General features: G+C 64.6%; 19 protein-coding genes. 11 read left to right on the top strand and 8 right to left on the bottom strand.

The annotated features are described in order from the left end of the window. Window positions 1-141: 141 nt before the first annotated feature. Complete coding sequence (secA, locus tag AC0L3K_RS27915) at window positions 142-2,982, bottom strand: preprotein translocase subunit SecA (protein ID WP_007599197.1); 2,841 nt, start codon at window positions 2,980-2,982, stop codon at window positions 142-144. A gap of 361 nt (window positions 2,983-3,343) precedes the next feature. On the opposite strand from secA, the gene AC0L3K_RS27910 reads away from it, so the two are divergent. Then, window positions 3,344-4,273: a peptidylprolyl isomerase gene (locus tag AC0L3K_RS27910; protein WP_219679449.1), complete on the top strand. Its 930-nt coding sequence runs from the start codon at window positions 3,344-3,346 to the stop codon at window positions 4,271-4,273. A gap of 103 nt (window positions 4,274-4,376) precedes the next feature. Then, complete coding sequence (argJ, locus tag AC0L3K_RS27905) at window positions 4,377-5,618, top strand: bifunctional glutamate N-acetyltransferase/amino-acid acetyltransferase ArgJ (protein WP_007599195.1); 1,242 nt, start codon at window positions 4,377-4,379, stop codon at window positions 5,616-5,618. A gap of 16 nt (window positions 5,619-5,634) precedes the next feature. On the opposite strand, the gene AC0L3K_RS27900 is transcribed toward argJ, so the two are convergent. Then, window positions 5,635-7,191, bottom strand: coding sequence for a TadE/TadG family type IV pilus assembly protein (locus AC0L3K_RS27900; protein WP_007599194.1), 1,557 nt, complete (start codon window positions 7,189-7,191; stop codon window positions 5,635-5,637). A gap of 140 nt (window positions 7,192-7,331) precedes the next feature. Between AC0L3K_RS27900 and AC0L3K_RS27895 the strand changes: the two genes are divergently transcribed. Next, window positions 7,332-7,742 (top strand): (deoxy)nucleoside triphosphate pyrophosphohydrolase, encoded by a 411-nt coding sequence (locus AC0L3K_RS27895; protein WP_007599192.1) that lies wholly within the window; start codon window positions 7,332-7,334, stop codon window positions 7,740-7,742. A gap of 115 nt (window positions 7,743-7,857) precedes the next feature. Here AC0L3K_RS27895 and AC0L3K_RS27890 read toward each other — a convergent pair whose 3' ends face one another. After that, complete coding sequence (locus AC0L3K_RS27890) at window positions 7,858-8,727, bottom strand: methyltransferase domain-containing protein (protein ID WP_354200591.1); 870 nt, start codon at window positions 8,725-8,727, stop codon at window positions 7,858-7,860. 118 nt (window positions 8,728-8,845) lie between these two features. On the opposite strand from AC0L3K_RS27890, the gene AC0L3K_RS27885 reads away from it, so the two are divergent. From AC0L3K_RS27885 to AC0L3K_RS27865, 5 genes are read left to right on the top strand one after another with little or no spacing between them, the layout of a single operon-like run. Next, entirely contained in the window at window positions 8,846-9,193 is a 348-nt protein-coding gene (locus AC0L3K_RS27885; RefSeq protein ID WP_473367284.1) for an NIPSNAP family protein, read from the top strand. 31 nt (window positions 9,194-9,224) lie between these two features. Further along, a complete protein-coding gene (locus AC0L3K_RS27880) occupies window positions 9,225-10,022 on the top strand; it encodes a ComF family protein (protein WP_007599185.1) in 798 nt (265 codons plus the stop codon). A gap of 47 nt (window positions 10,023-10,069) precedes the next feature. After that, a complete protein-coding gene (gene grxC, locus AC0L3K_RS27875) occupies window positions 10,070-10,345 on the top strand; it encodes a glutaredoxin 3 (protein WP_035995401.1) in 276 nt (91 codons plus the stop codon). Beyond that, a complete protein-coding gene (locus AC0L3K_RS27870) occupies window positions 10,342-11,220 on the top strand; it encodes a carbon-nitrogen hydrolase family protein (protein WP_007599182.1) in 879 nt (292 codons plus the stop codon). Before grxC ends, AC0L3K_RS27870 begins: the two co-directional genes overlap by 4 nt. Then, window positions 11,217-11,702: a DUF1178 family protein gene (locus AC0L3K_RS27865; protein WP_007599181.1), complete on the top strand. Its 486-nt coding sequence runs from the start codon at window positions 11,217-11,219 to the stop codon at window positions 11,700-11,702. Before AC0L3K_RS27870 ends, AC0L3K_RS27865 begins: the two co-directional genes overlap by 4 nt. Here the strand turns inward: AC0L3K_RS27865 and AC0L3K_RS27860 are convergent. The 3 genes from AC0L3K_RS27860 to AC0L3K_RS27850 all read right to left on the bottom strand — a co-directional run bounded on the left by AC0L3K_RS27860 (window position 11,699) and on the right by AC0L3K_RS27850 (window position 14,119). After that, window positions 11,699-12,598 (bottom strand): EamA family transporter, encoded by a 900-nt coding sequence (locus AC0L3K_RS27860; protein ID WP_473367283.1) that lies wholly within the window; start codon window positions 12,596-12,598, stop codon window positions 11,699-11,701. The genes AC0L3K_RS27865 and AC0L3K_RS27860 overlap by 4 nt on opposite strands. Window positions 12,599-12,862: 264 nt before the next feature. Continuing rightward, window positions 12,863-13,636 carry a bifunctional 2-polyprenyl-6-hydroxyphenol methylase/3-demethylubiquinol 3-O-methyltransferase UbiG gene (ubiG, locus tag AC0L3K_RS27855; protein ID WP_007599179.1) on the bottom strand — a complete coding sequence of 258 codons (774 nt, stop codon included), beginning with the start codon at window positions 13,634-13,636 and terminating at the stop codon, window positions 12,863-12,865. Between the two features lie 15 nt (window positions 13,637-13,651). After that, on the bottom strand, window positions 13,652-14,119 hold the full coding sequence (locus AC0L3K_RS27850; RefSeq protein ID WP_007599178.1) for a PH domain-containing protein: 468 nt from the start codon (window positions 14,117-14,119) through the stop codon (window positions 13,652-13,654). A 149-nt stretch (window positions 14,120-14,268) separates the two neighbouring features. Here AC0L3K_RS27850 and AC0L3K_RS27845 point away from each other — a divergent pair, with 149 nt between their 5' ends. The 3 genes from AC0L3K_RS27845 to prfA all read left to right on the top strand — a co-directional run bounded on the left by AC0L3K_RS27845 (window position 14,269) and on the right by prfA (window position 19,205). Continuing rightward, on the top strand, window positions 14,269-15,525 hold the full coding sequence (locus tag AC0L3K_RS27845) for an aspartate kinase (protein WP_035993939.1): 1,257 nt from the start codon (window positions 14,269-14,271) through the stop codon (window positions 15,523-15,525). A gap of 269 nt (window positions 15,526-15,794) precedes the next feature. Next, window positions 15,795-18,062 carry a phosphoenolpyruvate--protein phosphotransferase gene (gene ptsP / locus AC0L3K_RS27840; RefSeq protein ID WP_007599176.1) on the top strand — a complete coding sequence of 756 codons (2,268 nt, stop codon included), beginning with the start codon at window positions 15,795-15,797 and terminating at the stop codon, window positions 18,060-18,062. Window positions 18,063-18,119: 57 nt separating this feature from the next. Then, window positions 18,120-19,205, top strand: a complete 1,086-nt coding sequence (gene prfA / locus AC0L3K_RS27835) for a peptide chain release factor 1 (protein WP_473367282.1) — start codon at window positions 18,120-18,122, stop codon at window positions 19,203-19,205. Window positions 19,206-19,220: 15 nt separating this feature from the next. Here prfA and AC0L3K_RS27830 read toward each other — a convergent pair whose 3' ends face one another. Further along, window positions 19,221-19,703: a MarR family winged helix-turn-helix transcriptional regulator gene (locus tag AC0L3K_RS27830; protein WP_473367281.1), complete on the bottom strand. Its 483-nt coding sequence runs from the start codon at window positions 19,701-19,703 to the stop codon at window positions 19,221-19,223. A 113-nt stretch (window positions 19,704-19,816) separates the two neighbouring features. Further along, window positions 19,817-20,434, bottom strand: coding sequence for a hypothetical protein (locus AC0L3K_RS27825; RefSeq protein ID WP_473367280.1), 618 nt, complete (start codon window positions 20,432-20,434; stop codon window positions 19,817-19,819). Between the last annotated feature and the right edge of the window lie 102 nt (window positions 20,435-20,536).

The following is a 20,536-nucleotide window of genomic DNA, read 5'->3' as shown; positions in this document are numbered from 1 at the left end:
CGGCTATCCCTGGGGTCACCCCTTCACACTCTCCTTGCTTTTACGTCCACCGCCGGCCGGGGGGGTGCGGGTGTCTCTGTTTACCCCGCCCCCACGACAGTGGGGTGTGAGGCGTCGACGTCGGCGCTTCACATTCAAGCCTTACGCGTACCGCCCGTGGCAGTGCTTGTACTTCTTGCCTGAGCCGCACGGACAATCCTCGTTGCGGCCGATCTTGCCCCAGCTGGCCGGGTTCTTGGGATCGCGCAACGCGGCGTCGGTGGCCTGCGCTCCGAGCGTGACGCTGGCGAGCGCCATTTCGTCCTCGCCGGTGTTCGGGTCGAATTTGTGCGCTTCCATCTGAGGCAGCACCGGGGCTTCCTGCTCCGGCGGCACGATCTCGACCCGCATCAGCTGCGCCGTAACGGCCTCGCGCAGATGCGCGCTCATCTCCTGGAAAAGGTTGAACGCCTCGGTCTTGTACTCCTGCAGCGGATCGCGCTGGCCGTAGCCGCGCAGGCCGATGACCTGGCGCAGATGGTCGAGCATGATCAGATGCTCGCGCCAGAGATGGTCGAGCGTCTGCAGCAGAATGGTCTTCTCGACGTAACGCATCACGTCGGGACCCCATTGCCCGACCTTGGCCGCCATGTGCTCGTCGGCGCGGGTCTCGATGCGCGTGAGCAGCTCCTCGTCGGCGATGCCCTCTTCCTTGGCCCAGTCCTCGACCGGCAAGTCGAGATCGAGCACGCGCTTGAGCTCTTCCTTCAGGCCCGCGACGTCCCACTGTTCGGCATAGGCGTGCTCGGGCACGTGCTTGGCGACGAGATCGTCGATGAAGGCGTGGCGCATGTCGGCGACGGTCTCGGCGACGCTGTCGTCCTTCATCAGGTCGACGCGCTGGTCGAAGATCACCTTGCGCTGGTCGTTCTGGACGTTGTCGAACTTGAGCAAATTCTTGCGGATGTCGAAGTTGCGCGCCTCGACCTTCTGCTGCGCCTTTTCGAGCGCCTTGTTGATCCAGGGATGGATGATGGCCTCGCCCTCTTGCAGGCCGAGACGCTGCAGCATGCTGTCGAGGCGATCCGAGCCGAAGATGCGCATCAGATCGTCTTCCAGCGACAGGAAGAATTTCGAGCGGCCGGGGTCGCCCTGACGGCCGGAACGACCGCGGAGCTGGTTGTCGATGCGGCGGGATTCGTGGCGTTCGGAGCCCATGATGTAGAGGCCGCCGGGCTTCTTCACCGTCTTGGCGGGCTTCGAACCCTTCGCCGGCTCGATCTCGACCTCTTCTTCGGCCTTCAGCACGATGTCGCGGAAGTGCTCGATGTCGGCCTTGATCTGCTCGATCTTCAAGGCCTTCTCGGCCTCGTCCTCGATCGAAGCGGCCTCCTGCTGGATGCGCATTTCCAGCGAGCCGCCGAGCTTGATGTCGGTGCCGCGGCCGGCCATGTTGGTCGCGATCGTGATCGCGCCGGGGACGCCGGCTTCCGCGACGATGTAGGCTTCCTGCTCGTGGAAGCGCGCGTTCAGCACCGCGAACAGCTTTGCCGGCTTGCCGGCGCGGGCCGCGGCGTACAGCTTCTGCATCGAATTTTCGCTGCCGAAATCGATCTGCCGATAGCCGTGCTTCTTGAGATATTCGGCGATCACTTCCGATTTTTCGATCGAGGCGGTGCCGACCAGCACCGGCTGCAGCCGCGCGTTGGCGCGCTCGATCTCGGCCAGGATCGCGGCGTATTTCTCGTTCTGGGTGCGATAGACCTCGTCGTCCTCGTCGAGACGGGCGACCGGCAAATTGGTCGGGATTTCCACGACCTCGAGCTTGTAGATGTCGAACAATTCGTCGGCTTCGGTCAGCGCCGTGCCGGTCATGCCGGCGAGCTTTTCGTACATCCGGAAATAGTTCTGGAAGGTGATCGAGGCCAGCGTCTGGTTTTCCGGCTGGACCTGCACGTGCTCCTTGGCTTCCAGCGCCTGATGCAGGCCTTCCGAATAGCGGCGGCCCTGCATCATGCGACCGGTGAACTCGTCGATGATGACGACCTCGTCGTCGCGGACGATGTAGTCCTTGTCGCGCGTGAACAGGGTGTGGGCGCGCAGCGCCTGGTTGATGTGGTGCACGACGGAGACGTTCTCGACGTCGTAGAGCGACTCGCCCTTGAGCTGGCCGGCATCGCGCAGCAGCGTCTCGATCTTCTCCATGCCGGCTTCGGTCAGCGTCACTGTGCGCTGCTTCTCGTCGACGTCGTAGTCGGACTTGTCGAGCTTGGGCAGGAAGCCGTCGATGGTGTTGTAGAAGTCGGAGCGGTCGTCGAGCGGACCGGAAATGATCAGCGGCGTGCGCGCTTCGTCGATCAGGATGGAGTCGACTTCGTCAACGATGGCGTAGAAGTGCGGCCGCTGGACCATGTCCTCGAGCCGGTACTTCATGTTGTCGCGCAGATAGTCGAAGCCGTATTCGTTGTTGGTGCCGTAGGTGATGTCGCAGGCATAGGCCGTCTTGCGCTCGGAATCGTCGAGGCCGTGCACGATCACGCCGGTGGTCAGGCCGAGGAAGCCGTAGATCTGGCCCATCCAGGCGGAGTCGCGGCGGGCAAGGTAGTCGTTGACGGTGACGACATGGACGCCCTTGCCGGCGAGCGCGTTGAGGTAGACCGCGAGCGTTGCGACCAGGGTCTTGCCTTCGCCGGTCTTCATCTCAGCGATGTCGCCCTCGTGCAGCACCATGCCGCCGATCAGCTGGACATCGAAATGGCGCTGGCCGAGCGTGCGCTTGGCGGCTTCACGGACCGTGGCGAAAGCGGGGACCAGAAGGTCGTCCAGGGTCTTGCCCTCGGCGAGCTGCTGCCTGAACTCGACGGTGCGGGCCTTGAGGGCTTCGTCGGAGAGTTTCGAAACCTCGGGCTCCAGCGCGTTGATCGCGTTGACGCGGGACTGATATCCCTTCACCCGCCGGTCGTTGGCGGAGCCGAAAAACTTGCGGGCGAGCGCGCCGATCATGCTTAGTTCCTGTGTTCGCGATTCAACCGCGTTCGCGTTGCAGCCAAGAGGTTGTCACCCGCCTGCCTATCAACTCACCGTGACGCCTGCTGGGCGCCGGAGCCCGGACTGCGGGGGGTCCATCCGCCATATGGGTGGGAGTTGGGCAAGTCTGGGTTCAACGGCCAAAAACGCAGCAAAATAAACGCCATCGCATGGACGCGACCGGGCAGAGATATGGCCCGGTCAGGGCCTTGTCAACGGCGGGTGCATTGCGGCTAATTCATCATTTTGACAGACTTTTCGCGTTGCCAAGGCCCCCTGAATTGGGCGAGTGTCCGCCCCGCTCGAGCAGCCCCCTGCTTCAACAAAAGGATTTTCCATGACCACCTCGTTCCCGGTAACCAAAACCGGCCTGCGCTTCGGCCTCGCCACCGCCCTCGTGGGCTGCCTTGCGCTGGCGCTGATCGCAGGTCCCGGCCGGGCTGCCGACGATCCGGTGCTGGCGAAGGTCAATGGCGCGGAAATCAAGAAGAGCGACGTCGCCATGGCCGAAGAGGAACTCGGGCCGAGCCTTGCCCAGATGGACCCGGCGACCAAGGACGAGAACGTCCTGTCCTTCCTGATCGACATGAAGATCGTCGGCAAGGCCGCCGAAGACAAGAAGCTCGCCGACGGCGAGGAGTTCAAGAAGCGGCTCGCGTTCGCCCGCAACCGCCTGCTGATGGACAGCCTGCTCGCCGGCGAGGGCAAGGCCGCCACCACCCCGGATGCCATGAAGAAGGTCTATGAGGAGGCCTCCAAGCAGATCACCGGCGAGCAGGAAGTGCACGCCCGCCACATCCTGGTCGAGACCGAGGACGAGGCCAAGGCGGTCAAGGCCGAGCTCGACAAGGGCGCGGATTTCGCCGAGCTCGCCAAGAAGAAGTCCAAGGATCCGGGCTCGGCCGACGGCGGCGACCTCGGCTTCTTCACCAAGGAGCAGATGGTGCCGGAATTCTCGGCGGTCGCCTTCGCGCTCGAGCCGGGCAAGATCTCCGACCCCGTGAAATCGCAGTTCGGCTGGCACGTCATCAAGGTCGAGGAAAAGCGCAGCCGCAAGGCGCCTGATTTCGAGCAGGTCAAGGCGCAGATCGAGCAGTATGTCACCCGCAAGGCCCAGGCCGACTACGTCGCCAAGCTGCGCGCGGAAGCCAAGGTCGAGCGGCTGGACCAGCCGGCGGATGCGGCCAAGGACGCCAAGCCGGCTGATGCCAAGCCTTCGGATGCGAAGCCGTCCGACAGCAAGATGGCGCCGCCTGCGAAGAAGTAAGAATTCGCTGTCACTTCGGTGACGTGAAGAGTATCTAACCCTCCGTGATGCCCGGCCCCCGCGCCGGGCATCTGCATATCCAGATCCCATCAAGGCGCCCGCGATGTCCTCCTCCGTCTCTCCCCTCGCCCCGAAACACGTTCCCGACATGCCCGTGATCGCGGGGGTCCGTCTCGCGACGGCCGAGGCCGGCATCCGCTACAAGAACCGCACCGACGTGCTGCTCGCGGTGATGGACAAGGGCACCGCGGTCGCCGGCGTCTTCACCAAGTCGAAATGCCCCTCCGCGCCGGTGGAATGGTGCCGCGCCAAGCTGAAGGGGGGCAAGGCGCGCGCGCTGGTGGTGAATTCCGGCAACGCCAATGCCTTCACCGGCAAGACCGGTCGCAGCTCCACCGCGCTGACCGCGAAGATCGCGGCCAAGGCCGTCGGATGCACCGAGGGCGAGATCTTCCTGGCCTCGACCGGCGTGATCGGCGAGCCGCTGGATGCGACCAAGTTCGACGGCGTGCTCGGGCGGCTCGCGGAAACCGCCGAGGCCGGCGATTATCTCGCCGCCGCCAAGGCGATCATGACCACCGACACCTTCCCGAAGGTCGCGACCGCAACCGTGAAGCTCGGCAAGGCCAAGGTCACCATCAACGGCATGGCCAAAGGTGCCGGCATGATCGCCCCCGATATGGCGACGATGCTGTCCTTCATCTTCACCGACGCACCGATCGCGCCGGCCGCGCTGCAGGCGCTGCTCAAGAGCGGCGTCGAGGACACGTTCAACGCGGTGACGATCGACGGCGACACCTCGACCTCGGATACGCTGCTGGCGTTCGCCACCGGTGCTGCCGCAGAACACGGCGCGCCGAAGATCAGCCGCGCCAGCGACCCCCGCCTGAAAGCCTTCGTCAAGGCCTTCAACCAGGTGCTCGCCAATCTTTCCGAGCAGGTGGCCCGCGACGGCGAAGGCGCCCGTAAGCTGGTCGAGATCACCGTCGAGGGCGCCAAGACCAAGGCCTCGGCGCGCAAGATCGCGATGTCGATCGCGAACTCGCCGCTGGTGAAGACCGCAATCGCCGGCGAGGACGCCAATTGGGGCCGCGTGGTGATGGCGGTCGGCAAGGCCGGCGAGCCGGCCGACCGCGACAAGCTCTCGATCTCCTTCAACGGCATCCGCGTCGCCAAGAGCGGCGCGCGCGATCCGTCCTATGACGAGGCGCAAGTGTCGGAAGCGATGAAGGCGCCGGAGATCGCGATCAAGGTCTCACTTGGCCTCGGCAAGGGCCGCGACCGCGTGCTGACCTGCGACCTCACCAAGGAGTATGTCGCGATCAACGGCGATTACAGGTCGTAAGCGTCCCGACGGGCGGCTATTTCGTGATGTGCGCAGTGATCAGCGCCTGATTGAACATGGCGTTCAGGGCGGCCGTGATGTCCGCCGGGGTATTCGCCGTATAGAAGTAGCCCGGCGTCGCGCAGCCCTGCAGGCTCGCCGGAATGAGCGGTATGTTCCAATTGGCGTAATCGTCCTCGTCATTGGCAAAAGACGCGTTCACCGGATCGATCACCTGGTAAGGAATGTAGAGCACCGAGATGATGATACCCTTGTCCTTCAGGGGTTTGCAGACGGTCGCCGGATTGATGACCGTGGCATGGTTACTGCCCGACCAGCCCCCATTCGGAACGCCTTTGACTTGCGGGTCTTGTGCGCCGTCGGTGACGAGGAATACATAGGGTCGCGCGTTGCTCGAGGCGCTGCCGTCGCCGGCGCTGACGATCAAGCTGTTGAGCGAACTCAACGCGTTATCGATATGGGTGCCGCCCGATCCGAGAGCCGTATTCATGTTGGTGTCGAGCAACGAAGCGAGATTGGCGGCTGCGTAGTTGATTGTCGACGGATTCGTCGAAGAACCGTTGATGCTGGACGTCAGCGGAAAATAGTTCTTATCGAGGTACTGAATGAACGGATAGATACCAATCCGGAATTGATTAGCGACCTTCATGCTGCTGTTGGCGGTGATAAACAGCTGGTTCACGGCGTAGCCGACCGCATCCAGCCGGAGCTGAATGCAGTTATCGGTTCCGGCGGTGGGGCAGTTCGCAACGGTCGGAAGGGTCGAATACAGTGAGCCCGGTAGACCGGACACGACTGAAGACGACAGCTTCTTGCCCTTTGGATACGTTGAATTCACAGTCGTCGTCGAAAGCAGACCGGCATAGCCGCTTTGACTGACGCGCGAGATCGCATAGCCCAGACAGTAATTGTTGGTAGGATATCCCTGCGTTCCGCTATCGGTGCACGCACTGTTCTGGGGCGCGAAATGGCAGGCCAAGGTGCAGCCTGTGGGGTATTGCCTGAAGTTGTCCGGGTTGATCGATTGCATTCGGACGGCCTCGGCCGAGGTCGACGGCAGGCCCATGGATCCGGAGACGTCGAGCGTGAGATAGAAATCGAGATAGGGCGGCAGCGACGCGGAGGCATTCGAGGTGCCGGAGACGCTGAGCTTTTGGTAGCCGAGAATCTTCAGGAAGGTGACGGGGACGTCGGCACTGAACTGGACGCTGGCGGCCACGGCGATCCCAGTCTTCGTCACCGTGCTGTTGCGAGACAAGTTGGGCGGTGCCGTGACATTGCTCATGTTGGCGTCGAACACGTTATTCGCGTCGTTCACGCCCTCCGTGACGGAGCCATTGCCCGTCATGGCTGCGGCAGCGATAAAGCCGGGGGCCTTCTGTGAGACGGCGGCGACAGCGGCGCCATCGGCAGCAGCTTGCAGCTTTGCCTTCATCCTGGTCGCCATCGAATAGTCGACGGCGCAACCGATGAACGTGATCAGGGGGACGCAGCAGATTGCGAAGATCACCGCGACATTGCCGCGGCGATCGCGGAGAAACCGACGGAAGATGGGACGAAACTCAACGCGCATGGATCTGGCCCGGAATGGTTTCAGCGTTTCCACTCTAGGAACCGTGGATTAAATATGACTTATGGAGACCTCGGAAACACGGGCCGTCACAGGGTTAACGAACCGTTGCGGATGATCCTTCAGCGAGCGGAATTCCAGGGATGGCTGATCTCAAACTGACGCTCGTGGTGGCTTGCGCGCTGGTCGACGCCGACAAGCGCGTCCTGATCGCGCAGCGCCCCGAGGGCAAGACGCTGGCCGGCCTCTGGGAATTTCCCGGCGGCAAGTGTGAGCCCGGCGAGCGGCCGGAACAGAGCCTGATCCGCGAACTCCACGAGGAGCTCGGCATCAGCGTCGCGGAGCCCTGCCTGGCGCCGCTGACATTCGCGAGCTACGGCTACGAGACCTTTCACCTCCTGATGCCGCTCTACATCTGCCGGCGCTGGGAGGGACAGGTCACGCCACGCGAAGGCCAGACCCTGGCCTGGGTTCGCGCCAACAAGCTGCGCGACTATCCCATGCCGCCCGCGGACATTCCGCTGATCCCGCATTTGATCGATTTACTGATGTGAGCTCGGACCTCATCCTGAGGAGACCGCGCAGCGGTCGTCTCGAAGGATGGCTGCGGATGAGAGCCGGGCCTGCATGGTTCGAGATGGCGCCGACGCGCCTCCTCACCATGAGGAGTTACGTCCCTCCCGCCTTCTTCACCGCATCCGCCAGGCTCGCCTTCGCTGATCCGGGCTTGAGCGGCTGCTGCTGGCTCGCATGCGGGGCCCAGCCTGAGAGCCAGATGATGTCGAATGTCGCACGGATGCGGCCGTCGGCATCGGCAAAGCGTTCCGCGTAGATTTCAGCCATCCGCAGCAGCGTCGATCGCCGGCTGGGCGTGCGTCGCCGTTCGATCAGCACATTGGCGGCGCCCATGCGCCTGATATCCTGCATCAGCGCGAAGGCATTGCCATAGCGCACCACGACGCGGTCGACATCGGTGACCGGCAGCGCAAATCCTGCCCGCTGCAACAGCGCGCCAACGTCGCGTAAATCGGCAAACGGCGCCACACGCGGCGAAACACCGCCCTCGCATTCGGCCTCGGCGGCGGCAAAAGCCTGGCGCAGCTCGGTCAGGCTGTCGCCGCCGATCATCGCCGCCAGCAGAAGGCCGTCCGGCCTCAGCGCGCGACGGATTTGCGCGAGCACCCCCGGCAGATCGTTGACGAATTGCAGCGCCAGCGCCGAGACCACGAGGTCGAGGCTCTCGGGCGCAAAGGGCAGCTTCTCCGCACCCGACGTATCGAGCTCAATGCGCTCGATCGAGGGCAGTCGCGCGCGCAACACGGCGAGACCCTCGCCGGGCGTCCAGAGATCGGCCGCTGTACGAAACTCCCGCATCACTGCGGCCAGCCGGTCGGACATGTCCTCGGCGACCCGATCCAGCAGGAAGCTCACCGCACCTTGCGCCTGCGCGCGGCGCTGTCGCGCGTGCAGCAAAGCACGGTCGAACAGAGCGGGCGCGGTTTGCGGGGTTGTGGCCATGGCGCTGGTTACGCCGATCATGCTGGTTCTGGCAATCCACTGCGCGCGGCGCTAGCCTTGCCTCGTGGAGGCCGACGCCGGCCCCCCGTGTTCCAAACTAGCAATGCGCACCAGGTCCGCGGCGCCGGAGCGTCAAACGATGATCACCTGTTATCTGCGATACGAGATCCCCCCGGACAAGCTCGCCGAATTCGAAGCCTATGGCAGGATGTGGCTGGAACTGGTGCCAAGATTCGGCGGCATCCACCACGGGTACTTCCTGCCATCGGAAGGCGCGAGCGACGTCGCCCTCGCAATGTTCAGCTTCCCGAGCTTCGCGGCGTACGAACAATATCGGAAGGACAGCGCCGAAGATCCGGACGTCCAGAAAGCGATCGAATTCGCAAGGCAAACGCGCTGCTTTCGCCGTTATGAGCGATCGTTCTTCCGGCCCGTGCTGCCGAAGAGCCGTAGGCCGGGCGCGGACGAGAACAGCCCATTGGCTTGAGCGTGGCGCAGGACGGCGCTAGCCTTGCCCAATGGGCGCCGAGGCATCACCACCACGCTCCATTTCCAGCCATCTGCGCGGCGCGCTCGAGGCCTGCCGCGGGGTATTGGCCCATCTGCCACGGCTCGCGCTCGACATCGCGCTGCCGACGCTGTGCGTGTCCTGCCGCGAGCCGGTCGATGGCGAGGGCGTGTGCGCTTCGTGCTGGGCGCGGCTGTCGTTCATCGAACGGCCCTACTGCCCACGGCTCGGCATTCCCTTCGTCTATGACCCCGGCCCCGACATGCTATCGATGGAGGCCATTGCGAGCCCGCCGGCCTACCAACGGGCGCGCGCTGCGGTGCGCTATGACGACGTCGCGCGCACCCTGGTGCATGCGCTGAAATACCAGGACCGCACTGATCTCGCGCCGGCCATGGGGCGCTGGATGGCGCGGGCGGGCGGCGAGTTGCTCGCCGGCGCCGACATGCTGGTGCCGGTGCCCCTGCATTGGCGGCGGGCCTGGCGCCGCCGCTACAACCAATCCGGCGCCCTGGCACGCATCATCGAGCGGCAGAGCGGGGTGAAAGTGAAAGCTGAGGTGCTGCGCCGGGTACGCGCCACCGAGCAGCAGATCGGCCTGTCGCGGGCCCAGCGCGCCACCAATGTGCAGGGCGCATTCCAGGTATCCCCGGACCGTCAGGCGGACGTCCAGGGTCGGCGCATTGTCCTCATCGACGACGTCCTGACGTCGGGTGCGACCCTGGATGCCTGCGCGCGAGCCCTGCTCCGGGCCAAGGCGGCGCAAGTGGACGTGCTGGTGTTTGCCCGGGTTGTCGAGAGCCGGTGAAGTCCCATATAATTCAATGAATTCATGACATGAAAGCGCCAGACAAGATGACCGCTGCTGTCGAGATCTACACCAGGCCGGGCTGCGGCTATTGTTCCGCCGCCAAGTCGCTGCTGACCCGCAAGAAGGCGACGTTCACGGAGTTGGATATCGCCAAGAACCCGTCCTGGCGCCAGGAGATGTACGATCGCTCCGGCGAGGGCTCGACCTTCCCGCAGATCTGGATCGGCGGAACCCATGTCGGAGGCTGCGACGAACTCTACGCGCTCGATCGTGAAGGCAAGCTCGACGCCATGCTCGAAAGCGTCAAGGCGGAGTCATGAGCGACAACAGGACCTTCACGGCAGCGATGGTGCAGATGCGCACCGGCCTGATGCCCGAGCCAAGCCTCGCGCAGGCCACCAGGCTGATCCGCCAGGCTGCGGCCAATGGCGCCGACTACGTGCAGACGCCCGAAGTCAGCAATATGATGCAGCTCAACCGCAAGGCCCTGTTCGAGCACCTCCAGAGCCAAGACGACGACAACTCGCTGAGGGCGTACCGGGCGCTCGCGGCCGAACTGAAGATCCACATCCATGTCGGCTCGCTGGCGCTGCGCTTTTCGGACGAAAAAGCGGTCAACCGCTCGTTCCTGATCGGGCCCGAGGGCAATGTGCTCGCGAGCTACGACAAGATCCACATGTTCGACATCGAGCTCCCTGACGGCGAGAGCTATCGCGAATCCGCCAATTACCAGCCGGGCGAGACGGCCGTGATCTCCGACCTGCCCTGGGGCCGCGTCGGCCTGACGATCTGTTATGACGTGCGCTTCCCCGCGCTCTACCGCGCGCTGGCCGAGAGCGGCGCGTACTTCATCACGGTACCCTCGGCCTTCACCCGCAAGACCGGCGAGGCGCATTGGCACGTGCTGTTGCGTGCGCGCGCGATCGAGACCGGTTGCTTCATCTTCGCCGCGGCGCAGGCAGGCCTGCACGAGAACAAGCGGGAGACCTATGGCCATTCGTTGATCATCGATCCCTGGGGCGAGATCCTCGCCGAAGGCGATGTCGAGCCCGGCATCATCATGGCACAAATCGATCCGGCCAAGGTCGAGACCGCGCGCCGCGCGATCCCCTCGCTCCAGCACGGCCGCCGCTTCGGCGTCGCCGACCCCAAGGCCGGGCCGGACCACCTGCATCTGGTGCGGGGATCGGCATGATCCGCTACGCGCTCCGCTGCGACCGGAGCCACGACTTCGAGAGTTGGTTCCAGAGCTCGGCCGCGTACGATTCTCAGGTGAAGCGCAAGCTCGTGACTTGTCCGATCTGCGGCTCGGCCAAGGTCGACAAGGCGATCATGGCACCGCGCATCGTCGGCAAGAAGGGCCGCGGACGCGCCACGCCGCCGCCTGAGCCCACCGCCACGACGACCGCGCCCGAGGCTGCGCAATCCGCACCGACCTCGCTGTTGATGGCGCAGGAGCGGGAGCTGCGCGCCAAGCTCAAGGAGCTGCGCGATCACATCGTGAAGAACGCCGACAATGTCGGCGAGCGATTCGCCAATGAAGCCCGCGCGATGCATTACGGCGACAAGGAGCACCGTCCGATCTATGGCGAAGCCTCGCCCGACGAGGCCAAGTCGCTGATCGACGAAGGCATCGAGGTGTCTCCGCTGCCGACGCTGCCGGAAGACCGGAATTAGACTCCCACCAACACCGCCACGCCGACCACGATCAGCGCGATGCCGATAATTTCGCGCGGCGCGATCGGCTGCTTGAACGAGTAGTAGGCCACGGCCTGCGCGAACAGCACCTCGATCAAGGCGAGTGTGCGAACATTGGCGGCGGCCGTCAGCGCGAACGCCAGGAACCAGAACTGCGAGGCGAAGGCGCCGGTGAAGCCGGCCAGCATTGAGGGCCGCCACATTGAGAGGATGCCCTGAAGCACCTTTGGCGCGCGCCAGAGCAGATAGATCGTCAGGATCAACGTCTGCACGAACAGGCCGAGCACCAGCGTGAACGATGCCGCCGTCACGAACGAGACATCAGGCACGTTGATGATGGCGCCGCGGAAGCCGACCGCTGACAACGCGAACGCCGCCGCCGCGACGAGACCGGTGATGGTCGGCTTCAATTCGGCAAAACTCTTCTCGCCACCGGGCCGTAGCGCGGTGATGACGACGCCGATTGTCGCGATCACGATCGCCAGCACCTTGAGCCATGTCAGATGATCGCCGAGGAAGACGAAGCCGAAGATGGCGGTCTGGATCGCCTCGGTTTTCAGATAGGCCGTCGTCACCACGAAGGAGCGGTCGTTCATGGCGAGCAGCATCAGGCCGGTCGCGACGATCTGGCTGAGCGCGCCGAGCAGCAGCCACGGCCAGAACACACCGGGCGGCATGCCGAGATGATCGCCGGTGGCAACCAGCACCACTGCCAGGAACAGGAGCGAGAACGGAAAGCCGAATAGGAAGCGGATATTGGTCGCGCCCCAAGTCCCCAGCGGCTTTGTCAGTGACCGCTGCATCGCATTGCGCGCGACCTGGCCGAGCGCGGCAATGACGGTGAAGGGAATCCAGAGGCTGGCGATGGTGAACATGGGGAAATGGGTGGGAGGGCCAATGATTGCGGCCAACCTGCCGCTAGCTGTTCAATGGGTCAACCACACGAACGTCATGGGAGCGATGCTATCGCCAAATTCATCGTCGTCCTGGACAAGCGAAGCGCAGATCCAGGACCCATTACCCCTGGGAGTGGTTTGGCGAAGACTCGAGATTATCTGTCTCGCGCCACAACTTCTCCCAGGGGTAATGGGTCCTGGCTTTCGCCAGGACGACGCCGAATGTTTGGAAGCAGCAACGCCTCACACCATGCCTTCCGCCACCACCATGTAGTTCACGTCCATGTCTGACGAGAGGGTCCATTTGTCGGCGAAGGGTGAGTAGACGACGCCGGTCTGCTCGGTGATGACCAGGCGGTTGTCGAGCAGGTATTTCGTCAGTTCGTCGGGGGTGACGAATTTGTTCCACTCGTGGGTGCCGCGCGGCAGCCATCGCAGCACATATTCGGCGCCGACGATGGCGAGCGCAAAACTCTTCCAGTTCCTGTTCAGCGTCGAGACCACCATCAACCCGTTCGGCTTCAGCATCGCGGCGCAGCGCTTCAGGAAAACGCCGACGTCGACCACGTGCTCGACCACCTCCATCGCCAGCACGATGTCAAAGCGCTCGCGCGGGTCGATCTCCTCAACCGTGGTGCAGCGATAGTCGATCGCGAGATGCGCCTTGTCGGCATGCAGCTTCGCGGCCGCGATGTTGCTGACCGACGGATCGACGCCGATGACCTGCGCACCCAGGCGCGACAGCGGCTCGCAGAGCAGGCCGGCGCCGCAGCCGATATCGAGCACGCGCAGACCGCCGAGGCAGTTGAGGCTGCGCAAATTGCGCTCGAACTTGCGGCAGGCGGCATCGCGGATGTAGCCGAGCCGCAGCGGGTTGATCCGGTGCAGCGGCGCCATCTTGCCGTTGGGGTCCCACCACTCGGCCGAAAGTTTTGAGAATTTCGCGATCTCGGCGGCGTCGACGGTCGAGCCCGGCTGCGGGCTTGCGGTAGCGGAAGTATTTTGCTGCATGCTCATGGGTTGCGCGCGGTCCTACCGCGTGGTGATCGAACTGCGGAAGGCGAGCGGCGAGGCGATGGTCCGGATGGTTTCGCGACCTTCCCCCACGCCATTGATGGTGACGTCGCCATAGTTGAGAATACGTCCGAGAATGGTCTGATTCACATCGACGCTCTCGACCTTATCCAGCGCCATCTCGAAGGTGCGGCGCTTGATGAAGCCGGTCTTGTGCACGACCCGCAAATTGGTCACGTCGGTCTCGGTGGTAAAGCGATGGAACCAGCCCTTCACGGTCCAGTACAGCGCCGCCAGAGCCACTAGGCCGGCCGCGACCAGACAGAGCAGGACGAGCCCCTCGACGATGGTTTGCCGGGACAGGACGAACAGGACCAGCGCCACGATCCAGGCCAGGATCGCCGGAAAATAGAAGATCCAGTGCGCATTGGTCGAATACAGCACCCGCTCGCCCGGTTGCAGGATCTCGTCGATGTAACGCGCCATGACCTCGAATAACCCATTGCCCGGATTGGCCCGCGCAGGAACCTGCTTGCCCCCGGCCCCGCCCCTCTGTATACGCGCGGTCGGTATCGCAGGCACCCGTCCAGCGCGGGTCACCATACTTATCCTTATGAGGGAATGCACGCGTCGTCATGAGCCGCCTCGTGATGAAATTCGGCGGCACATCCGTCGCCAACATCGAACGTATCCGCAACGTCGCACGCCATGTGAAGCGTGAGGTCGACGCCGGCCATGAAGTGGCCGTGGTCGTCTCGGCGATGTCCGGTAAAACCAACGAGCTGGTGGCCTGGTGCACCGAGGCCTCGCCGATGCACGACGCACGCGAATACGACGCCGTGGTCGCCTCGGGCGAACAGGTGACGTCCGGCCTGCTTGCCATCGTGCTTCAGGGCATGGGTATCCAGGCCCGCTCCTGGCAGGGCTGGCAGATCCCGATCACGACCAGCGACGCCCATGCTTCGGCCCGGATCGAGGGCATCGACGGCAGCGAGATCATCAAGCGCTTCAGGGAGCGCAAGGAAGTCGCCGTGATCGCCGGCTTTCAGGGCATCAACCCCGAGACCAACCGCATCACCACGCTCGGCCGCGGCGGCTCCGACACCTCGGCCGTGGCAATCGCCGCCGCCGTCAAGGCGGACCGCTGCGACATCTACACCGACGTCGACGGTGTCTACACAACCGATCCGCGAATCGTGCCGAAGGCGCGCCGGCTCGACAAGATCGCGTTCGAAGACATGCTGGAGCTGGCCTCCCAGGGCGCCAAGGTGCTCCAGGTCCGCTCAGTGGAACTCGGCATGGTCCACAACATGCCGATTTTCGTCCGCTCGAGCTTCGACAAGCCCGAGGATATCGACCCGCATGCCAACCAGCCGCCCGGCACGCTGATCTGCAGCGAGGAGGAGATCATGGAAAGCCACGTCGTCACCGGCATCGCCTTTTCGAAGGACGAGGCCCAGATCTCGGTACGCCAGATCGAGGACAAACCCGGCGTGGCGGCGTCGATCTTCGGCCCGCTCGCGGAGGCCAACATCAACGTCGACATGATCGTGCAGAACGTCTCCGAAGACGGCAAGACCACCGATCTCACCTTCACGGTCCCGGCCGCCGACTATACCAGGGCCAAGGAGACCATCACCGCGGCCAAGAGCCAGATCAATTACGCCCGGCTCGACACCGCGACCGACGTTGCCAAGATCTCGGTGATCGGCAGCGGAATGCGCAGCCATGCCGGCGTCGCCGCCCAGGCGTTCTCGGCCCTCGCAGGACGGAATATCAACATCCGGGCCATTACAACCTCCGAGATCAAGTTCTCGGTTCTGATCGACACCGCCTATACCGAGCTTGCGGTGCGCACGCTGCACACGCTCTACGGTCTCGATCAGGCGTAGGCTAATTTTCTCTTAGCGGTCGCAGCAAACGCTGAGGTCTCCACACTTTCGCGTTTGGCAGGCGTTTTGCTTGGCAAAACAAGCCCCAATTCGCTATACGGCGAACAGGGTGGGCTGCCAGAAACTGTGCCCCAGTTGAGGCGGTGCTGATTCGGCCCAGGCAACCGCCGGGGCCGGCGCCGGACGAGCAAATTTGTTGTTTTTCTGGATTTCTGGGCGAGCCGCCGCGGGCCCTTTCGGCCCCGGCTGACGAAGGAGATTGACGGTTCATGCGGAGCGCGTCGGGAGGTCCCCGCGTCTTGTTGAGACGGCTCCGCGAAACCATGGCGGAGCAGGTCTCGGCCCAGGAGCGGCTGGACAAGATCGTGGTGCTGATCGCCGCCAACATGGTGGCCGAGGTGTGCTCGGTCTATGTGCTGCGCGTCGACAACACGCTCGAGCTCTATGCCACCGAAGGCCTCAACCGCGAGGCGGTGCACCACACCGTGCTCAGCGCCCATGAGGGCCTTGTCGGCCTGGTCGCCAGCGAGGCAACCCCTCTCAACTTGAACGACGCGCAGAGCCATCCGGCCTTCTCGTTCCGCCCGGAGACCGGCGAAGAGATCTACCACTCCTTCCTCGGCGTGCCGATCCTGCGCGCCGGCAACACGCTCGGCGTGCTGGTGGTGCAGAACCGCGCCAAGCGCAACTATGTCGAGGAGGAGCTCGAGGCGCTTCAGACCACGGCGATGGTGCTGGCGGAGCTGATCGCCTCAGGCGAGCTGTCCGCGCTGGCCCAGCCGGGCCATGAGCCCGCCGCGCGCCATTCGGCGCAGAAGGTCGGCGCCATCCTGTCGGAAGGCATCGCGCTCGGCCACGTCGTGCTGCACGAGCCGCGCGTCGTCATCAAGGACTACATCGCCGAGGACCTGCCGAAGGAGATCAAGCGGCTCGACACCGCGCTCGCCAAGCTGCGCGCCGATCTCGATCGCATGCTGGAGCGCGGCGACGTCGCGGAAGGCGGCGAGCATCGCGAGGTGCTGGAAGCCTACCGCATGTTCGCCAACGACCAGGGCTGGTCGCACAAGCTGCACGAGGCGGTCGCCACCGGCCTGACGGCGGAAGCCGCCGTCGAGCGTGTGCAATCCGACACCCGCGCGCGCATGCTGCGCTCGACCGATCCCTATTTGCGCGACCGGCTGCATGATCTCGAGGATCTCGGCTATCGCCTGATGCGGCAACTGGTCGGCCAGGATCACGCGCCGTCACGCGAACAATTGCCCGACAATGCCATCGTCATCGCGCGCGCGATGGGCCCGGCGGCGCTGCTCGACTACGACCGCAAGCGCCTGCGCGGCATCATATTGGAAGAAGGCACCGCCAATTCCCACGTCTCGATCGTGGCGCGCGCGCTTGGCATTCCCGCGGTCGGCGAAGTCCCGAACGCGCCCGGTATCGCCGATCCCGGCGACGCCGTCATCGTCGACGGCACCTCCGGCATGATCTATGTGCGCCCATCGCAGGAGGTCGAAGCGGCCTTCGCGGAGCGCGTGCGCTTCCGCGCCCGCCGCCAGGCGCAGTATCTGGCGCTGCGCGACCTGCCCTGCGTCACCAAAGACGGCCAGAAGGTCGAGCTGATGATCAATGCGGGTCTCGCGATCGACCTGCCGCACATCGAGGACACCGGCAGCGCCGGCATCGGCCTGTTCCGCACCGAGCTGCAATTCATGGTCGGCCAGAGCCTGCCGCGCACCAGCGACCAGCTCGCGCTCTATCGCACCGTGTTGGATGCCGCCGGCACCAAGCCCGTCACCTTCCGCACCCTCGACATCGGCGGCGACAAGGCGCTGCCTTACATGGAGGCGGTGATCGAGGAGAATCCCGCGCTCGGATGGCGCGCGATCCGGCTCGGGCTCGACCGTCCCGGGCTGTTGCGCGGCCAGATCCGCGCCCTGCTGCGCGCCGGCGGCGGCCGCGCGTTGCGCATCATGTTCCCGATGATCTCGGAGGTGGGTGAATTCGATTCGGCGAAGGCGCTGGTCGAACGCGAGCTGACCTATCTGCGCCAGCACGGCCACACACTGCCGGAGCGGATCGACATCGGCACCATGGTCGAGGTGCCGGCGCTGCTCTATCAGCTCGACGAGCTTCTCAAGAAGGTCGACTTCATCTCGGTCGGCTCCAACGATCTGTTCCAGTTCCTGTTCGCGGTCGACCGCGGCAATGCAAAGGTCTCCGAACGCTTCGACACCATGTCGGCGCCGATCCTGCGTGCGCTGCGCGACATCGCGCGCAAGTCGCAGGAGGCGAAGAAATCGCTGTCACTCTGCGGCGAGATGGCCTCGAAGCCGATCGGCGCACTGGCCCTGATCGCGATGGGCTATCGCTCGCTGTCGCTCTCGGCCACCGCGCTCGGCCCGGTCAAGGCGATGGTGATCGATCTCGACGCCAAGAAGGCCGAAGCGATGCTCGGCCCGTTGCTGGACGCGCCCGCCGGCAGCGTCTCGATCCGGCAGAAGCTGACGGAATTTGCCGAGGCTGAAGGCCTGGCGTTGTAGCGGGCCTGTCGCCCCTTCCTGCCGCCTCGCCCTTTCCCGCATTTTGAGACTGAACCGATGTCGTCACTCCCCGAAGCCAAACTGGACGTCCTGCTCGCGCATCACGCCTCGCTCGAAGCCGAATCGCTCGGTCAGCTCGCCTCCGAACGCTATGTGCAGATCACGCGTGAGCTCGCCGAGCTCACGCCATTGATCGAAGCGGTCAAAACCTATCGTTCGGCCGTCAAGGAGCTCGCCGACACCGAGGTGCTGATCGCCGATCCCGCGACCGATGCCGAGATGCGCGCCATGGCGGAAGCCGAGCGCGACGAGCTGACGCCGAAGATCGAGGATCTGGTCCAGAAAATCCGCGTCGCGCTGCTGCCGAAGGACGCCATGGACGACCGCAACGTGGTGCTGGAAATCCGCGCCGGCACCGGCGGCGACGAGGCTTCGCTGTTCGCCGGAGATTTGTTCCGGATGTACGAGCGCTTCGCGGCCCTGCAGGGCTGGAAGGTCGAGGTGATCTCGGCGAGCGAAGGCAGCGTCGGCGGCTACAAGGAAATCATCGCCGAGGTGCAGGGCCGCGGCGCGTTCTCGAAGCTGAAGTTCGAGTCCGGCGTGCACCGGGTGCAGCGCGTGCCGGACACCGAGACGCAGGGGCGCATCCACACATCCGCCGCCACGGTCGCCGTAATGCCCGAGGTCGAGGAGGTCGATGTCGAGATCCGGAACGATGATTTGCGTATCGAGACCATGCGCGCCGGGGGCGCCGGCGGCCAGCACGTCAACAAGACCGAATCGGCGATCCGCATCACCCACATCCCGACCGGCATCGTGGTGATGATGCAGGACAGCCGCTCGCAGCACAAGAATCGCGCTTCTGCCATGAACATCCTGCGTTCGCGCATTTACGACGCCGAGCAGCAACGCCTCGACGCGGCGCGCTCGGCCGAGCGCAAGGAGAAGGTCGGCTCCGGCGATCGCAGCGAGCGCATCCGCACTTACAATTTTCCGCAAGGACGCGTCACCGATCACCGCATCAATTTGACGCTCTACAAGCTGCCGCAGGTGATGGCGGGCGAAGCGCTGGGCGAACTGACCGACGCGCTCACCACCGAGCATCAGGCTGCGCAGCTCGCCGCCCAGGGCGCGGCGGCGTGAGGATCTGACGTCGCGTCAAGCCCCGCTGGAGGCGCGGAACGACTTCAGGAGCCGGCTCAATGCCGGGCTCGCGGCGCGGCGGAGCTCCTCGAGGTTCTTGCGCGAGAGCGCCTGGAGCTTCTGCTCACCCTTTTTCGTCAGCTTGAGATGAACGCGTCTGGCGTCTTCAGGGTCGGCAATGCGGCTGACCAGCCCAAGCTTCGCGAGGCGGTTGATCAGTTCCACGGCGGAGTGATGCCGGATCAGCAGAAACCGCGCGACATCACCGATGCTCGCGGGACCCGGACGCACGAAGCCCTTGATCCCAAGCAGCGCCTGATGTTGCGTCGGCGTCAATCCCTGCTGTGCTGCGGCTGCCTCGCTGAACGCCAGAAAGCTTCGGATCTGGTAGCGGAACTGCGCCAGCCCAGCATAGTCGGAGTCGCGCATCGTACCGCGGCGTGAAGCCCGCGCAGGTATCGCCGCCGTCGACCGTTGCGCCTTCTTCGCCTGAACCATGCCGTGCCCCTCCGTTCTTGCCACTCGGCAACGCGGGCAGCCCAGCCAAAAGTAGCAAGCAGCAGCGCCGGGACCAACCAGCGGGAACTCCGGATACACAGCTATCCGTCGATCTATTCGAAGCTGGACAGCAGGATCTTCACCAGGATGACCTGGAACGCGATCGGGATGCGGACGCTTTTCCGCCGGATCGAGCGCTGCAGCGCGCCGGCAATCTCGGCGCTGGTCAAGGCACCCGCGGATGCATTGCCAATCAACTCCGCCCACATCTGCGACAGCGAGCCTCCGGGCGGGATCACCGGCTTGATCGTCACGCCACAGCCCTGCGCCCAGTCGATGATTTCCCTCATCGTGTGAGGACCGCAATTGCGCGCGGTCGCGAGGCGTTCGGCCGTCAGCGCAAGCAGCAACTCGCGCGAGGGCGACCAATTCCCCTTCGGCGGCTGCTCGGCAGTGAGCTCGACCGCGAGCTCCTTGAGGACGTTCTGGGCGCGCACGCTCAGCTTCTGCATCGGACCGGGTGCGCGCTTCGCCTGAACGGGGCCGACGGCGGGCCCGCGCCGGCCGGCCGGCCAATTACGCGGATCCGGCATGCGCGACGCATCGCCGGATTGCGGTGTCGCCCGCTGCCCGTTCGCCTCTTCCACCGGCCACGCCGCCTCCTGCCGCCCCGCACCTTGCGCCCATGACCGTCGCTTCCGGGTACCCGCCACTGTCGTCTGCCGCGCCATTTTTTCTCGCCGAACCCGCCAGCCTCGTACTCATCTGTGGACGCCCCGCGAGATGCAAGCGATTTTTGAAGAAGATCGGCACGTAGTCGGATGCTGCCATCT

The sequence above is a fragment of the Bradyrhizobium sp. MI1.10 genome (genome assembly GCF_055811035.1).
This window is presented reverse-complemented; position numbering and strand designations above follow the sequence as displayed.

Excerpts from the sequence above, each read along its gene's own strand:
- AC0L3K_RS27870 (WP_007599182.1), top strand. The coding sequence starts at position 10,342 with ATGAGCGACAACAGGACCTTCACGGCAGCGATGGTGCAGATGCGCACC.
- argJ (WP_007599195.1), top strand. The coding sequence starts at position 4,377 with ATGTCCTCCTCCGTCTCTCCCCTCGCCCCGAAACACGTTCCCGACATG.
- AC0L3K_RS27885 (WP_473367284.1), top strand. The coding sequence starts at position 8,846 with ATGATCACCTGTTATCTGCGATACGAGATCCCCCCGGACAAGCTCGCC.
- AC0L3K_RS27845 (WP_035993939.1), top strand. The coding sequence starts at position 14,269 with ATGAGCCGCCTCGTGATGAAATTCGGCGGCACATCCGTCGCCAACATC.
- AC0L3K_RS27825 (WP_473367280.1), bottom strand. The coding sequence starts at position 20,434 with ATGGCGCGGCAGACGACAGTGGCGGGTACCCGGAAGCGACGGTCATGG.
- ptsP (WP_007599176.1), top strand. The coding sequence starts at position 15,795 with ATGCGGAGCGCGTCGGGAGGTCCCCGCGTCTTGTTGAGACGGCTCCGC.
- AC0L3K_RS27890 (WP_354200591.1), bottom strand. The coding sequence starts at position 8,727 with ATGATCGGCGTAACCAGCGCCATGGCCACAACCCCGCAAACCGCGCCC.
- AC0L3K_RS27900 (WP_007599194.1), bottom strand. The coding sequence starts at position 7,191 with ATGCGCGTTGAGTTTCGTCCCATCTTCCGTCGGTTTCTCCGCGATCGC.
- AC0L3K_RS27880 (WP_007599185.1), top strand. The coding sequence starts at position 9,225 with ATGGGCGCCGAGGCATCACCACCACGCTCCATTTCCAGCCATCTGCGC.
- AC0L3K_RS27865 (WP_007599181.1), top strand. The coding sequence starts at position 11,217 with ATGATCCGCTACGCGCTCCGCTGCGACCGGAGCCACGACTTCGAGAGT.
- AC0L3K_RS27895 (WP_007599192.1), top strand. The coding sequence starts at position 7,332 with ATGGCTGATCTCAAACTGACGCTCGTGGTGGCTTGCGCGCTGGTCGAC.
- prfA (WP_473367282.1), top strand. The coding sequence starts at position 18,120 with ATGTCGTCACTCCCCGAAGCCAAACTGGACGTCCTGCTCGCGCATCAC.
- secA (WP_007599197.1), bottom strand. The coding sequence starts at position 2,982 with ATGATCGGCGCGCTCGCCCGCAAGTTTTTCGGCTCCGCCAACGACCGG.
- AC0L3K_RS27850 (WP_007599178.1), bottom strand. The coding sequence starts at position 14,119 with ATGGCGCGTTACATCGACGAGATCCTGCAACCGGGCGAGCGGGTGCTG.
- AC0L3K_RS27830 (WP_473367281.1), bottom strand. The coding sequence starts at position 19,703 with ATGGTTCAGGCGAAGAAGGCGCAACGGTCGACGGCGGCGATACCTGCG.
- AC0L3K_RS27910 (WP_219679449.1), top strand. The coding sequence starts at position 3,344 with ATGACCACCTCGTTCCCGGTAACCAAAACCGGCCTGCGCTTCGGCCTC.
- grxC (WP_035995401.1), top strand. The coding sequence starts at position 10,070 with ATGACCGCTGCTGTCGAGATCTACACCAGGCCGGGCTGCGGCTATTGT.
- ubiG (WP_007599179.1), bottom strand. The coding sequence starts at position 13,636 with ATGAGCATGCAGCAAAATACTTCCGCTACCGCAAGCCCGCAGCCGGGC.
- AC0L3K_RS27860 (WP_473367283.1), bottom strand. The coding sequence starts at position 12,598 with ATGTTCACCATCGCCAGCCTCTGGATTCCCTTCACCGTCATTGCCGCG.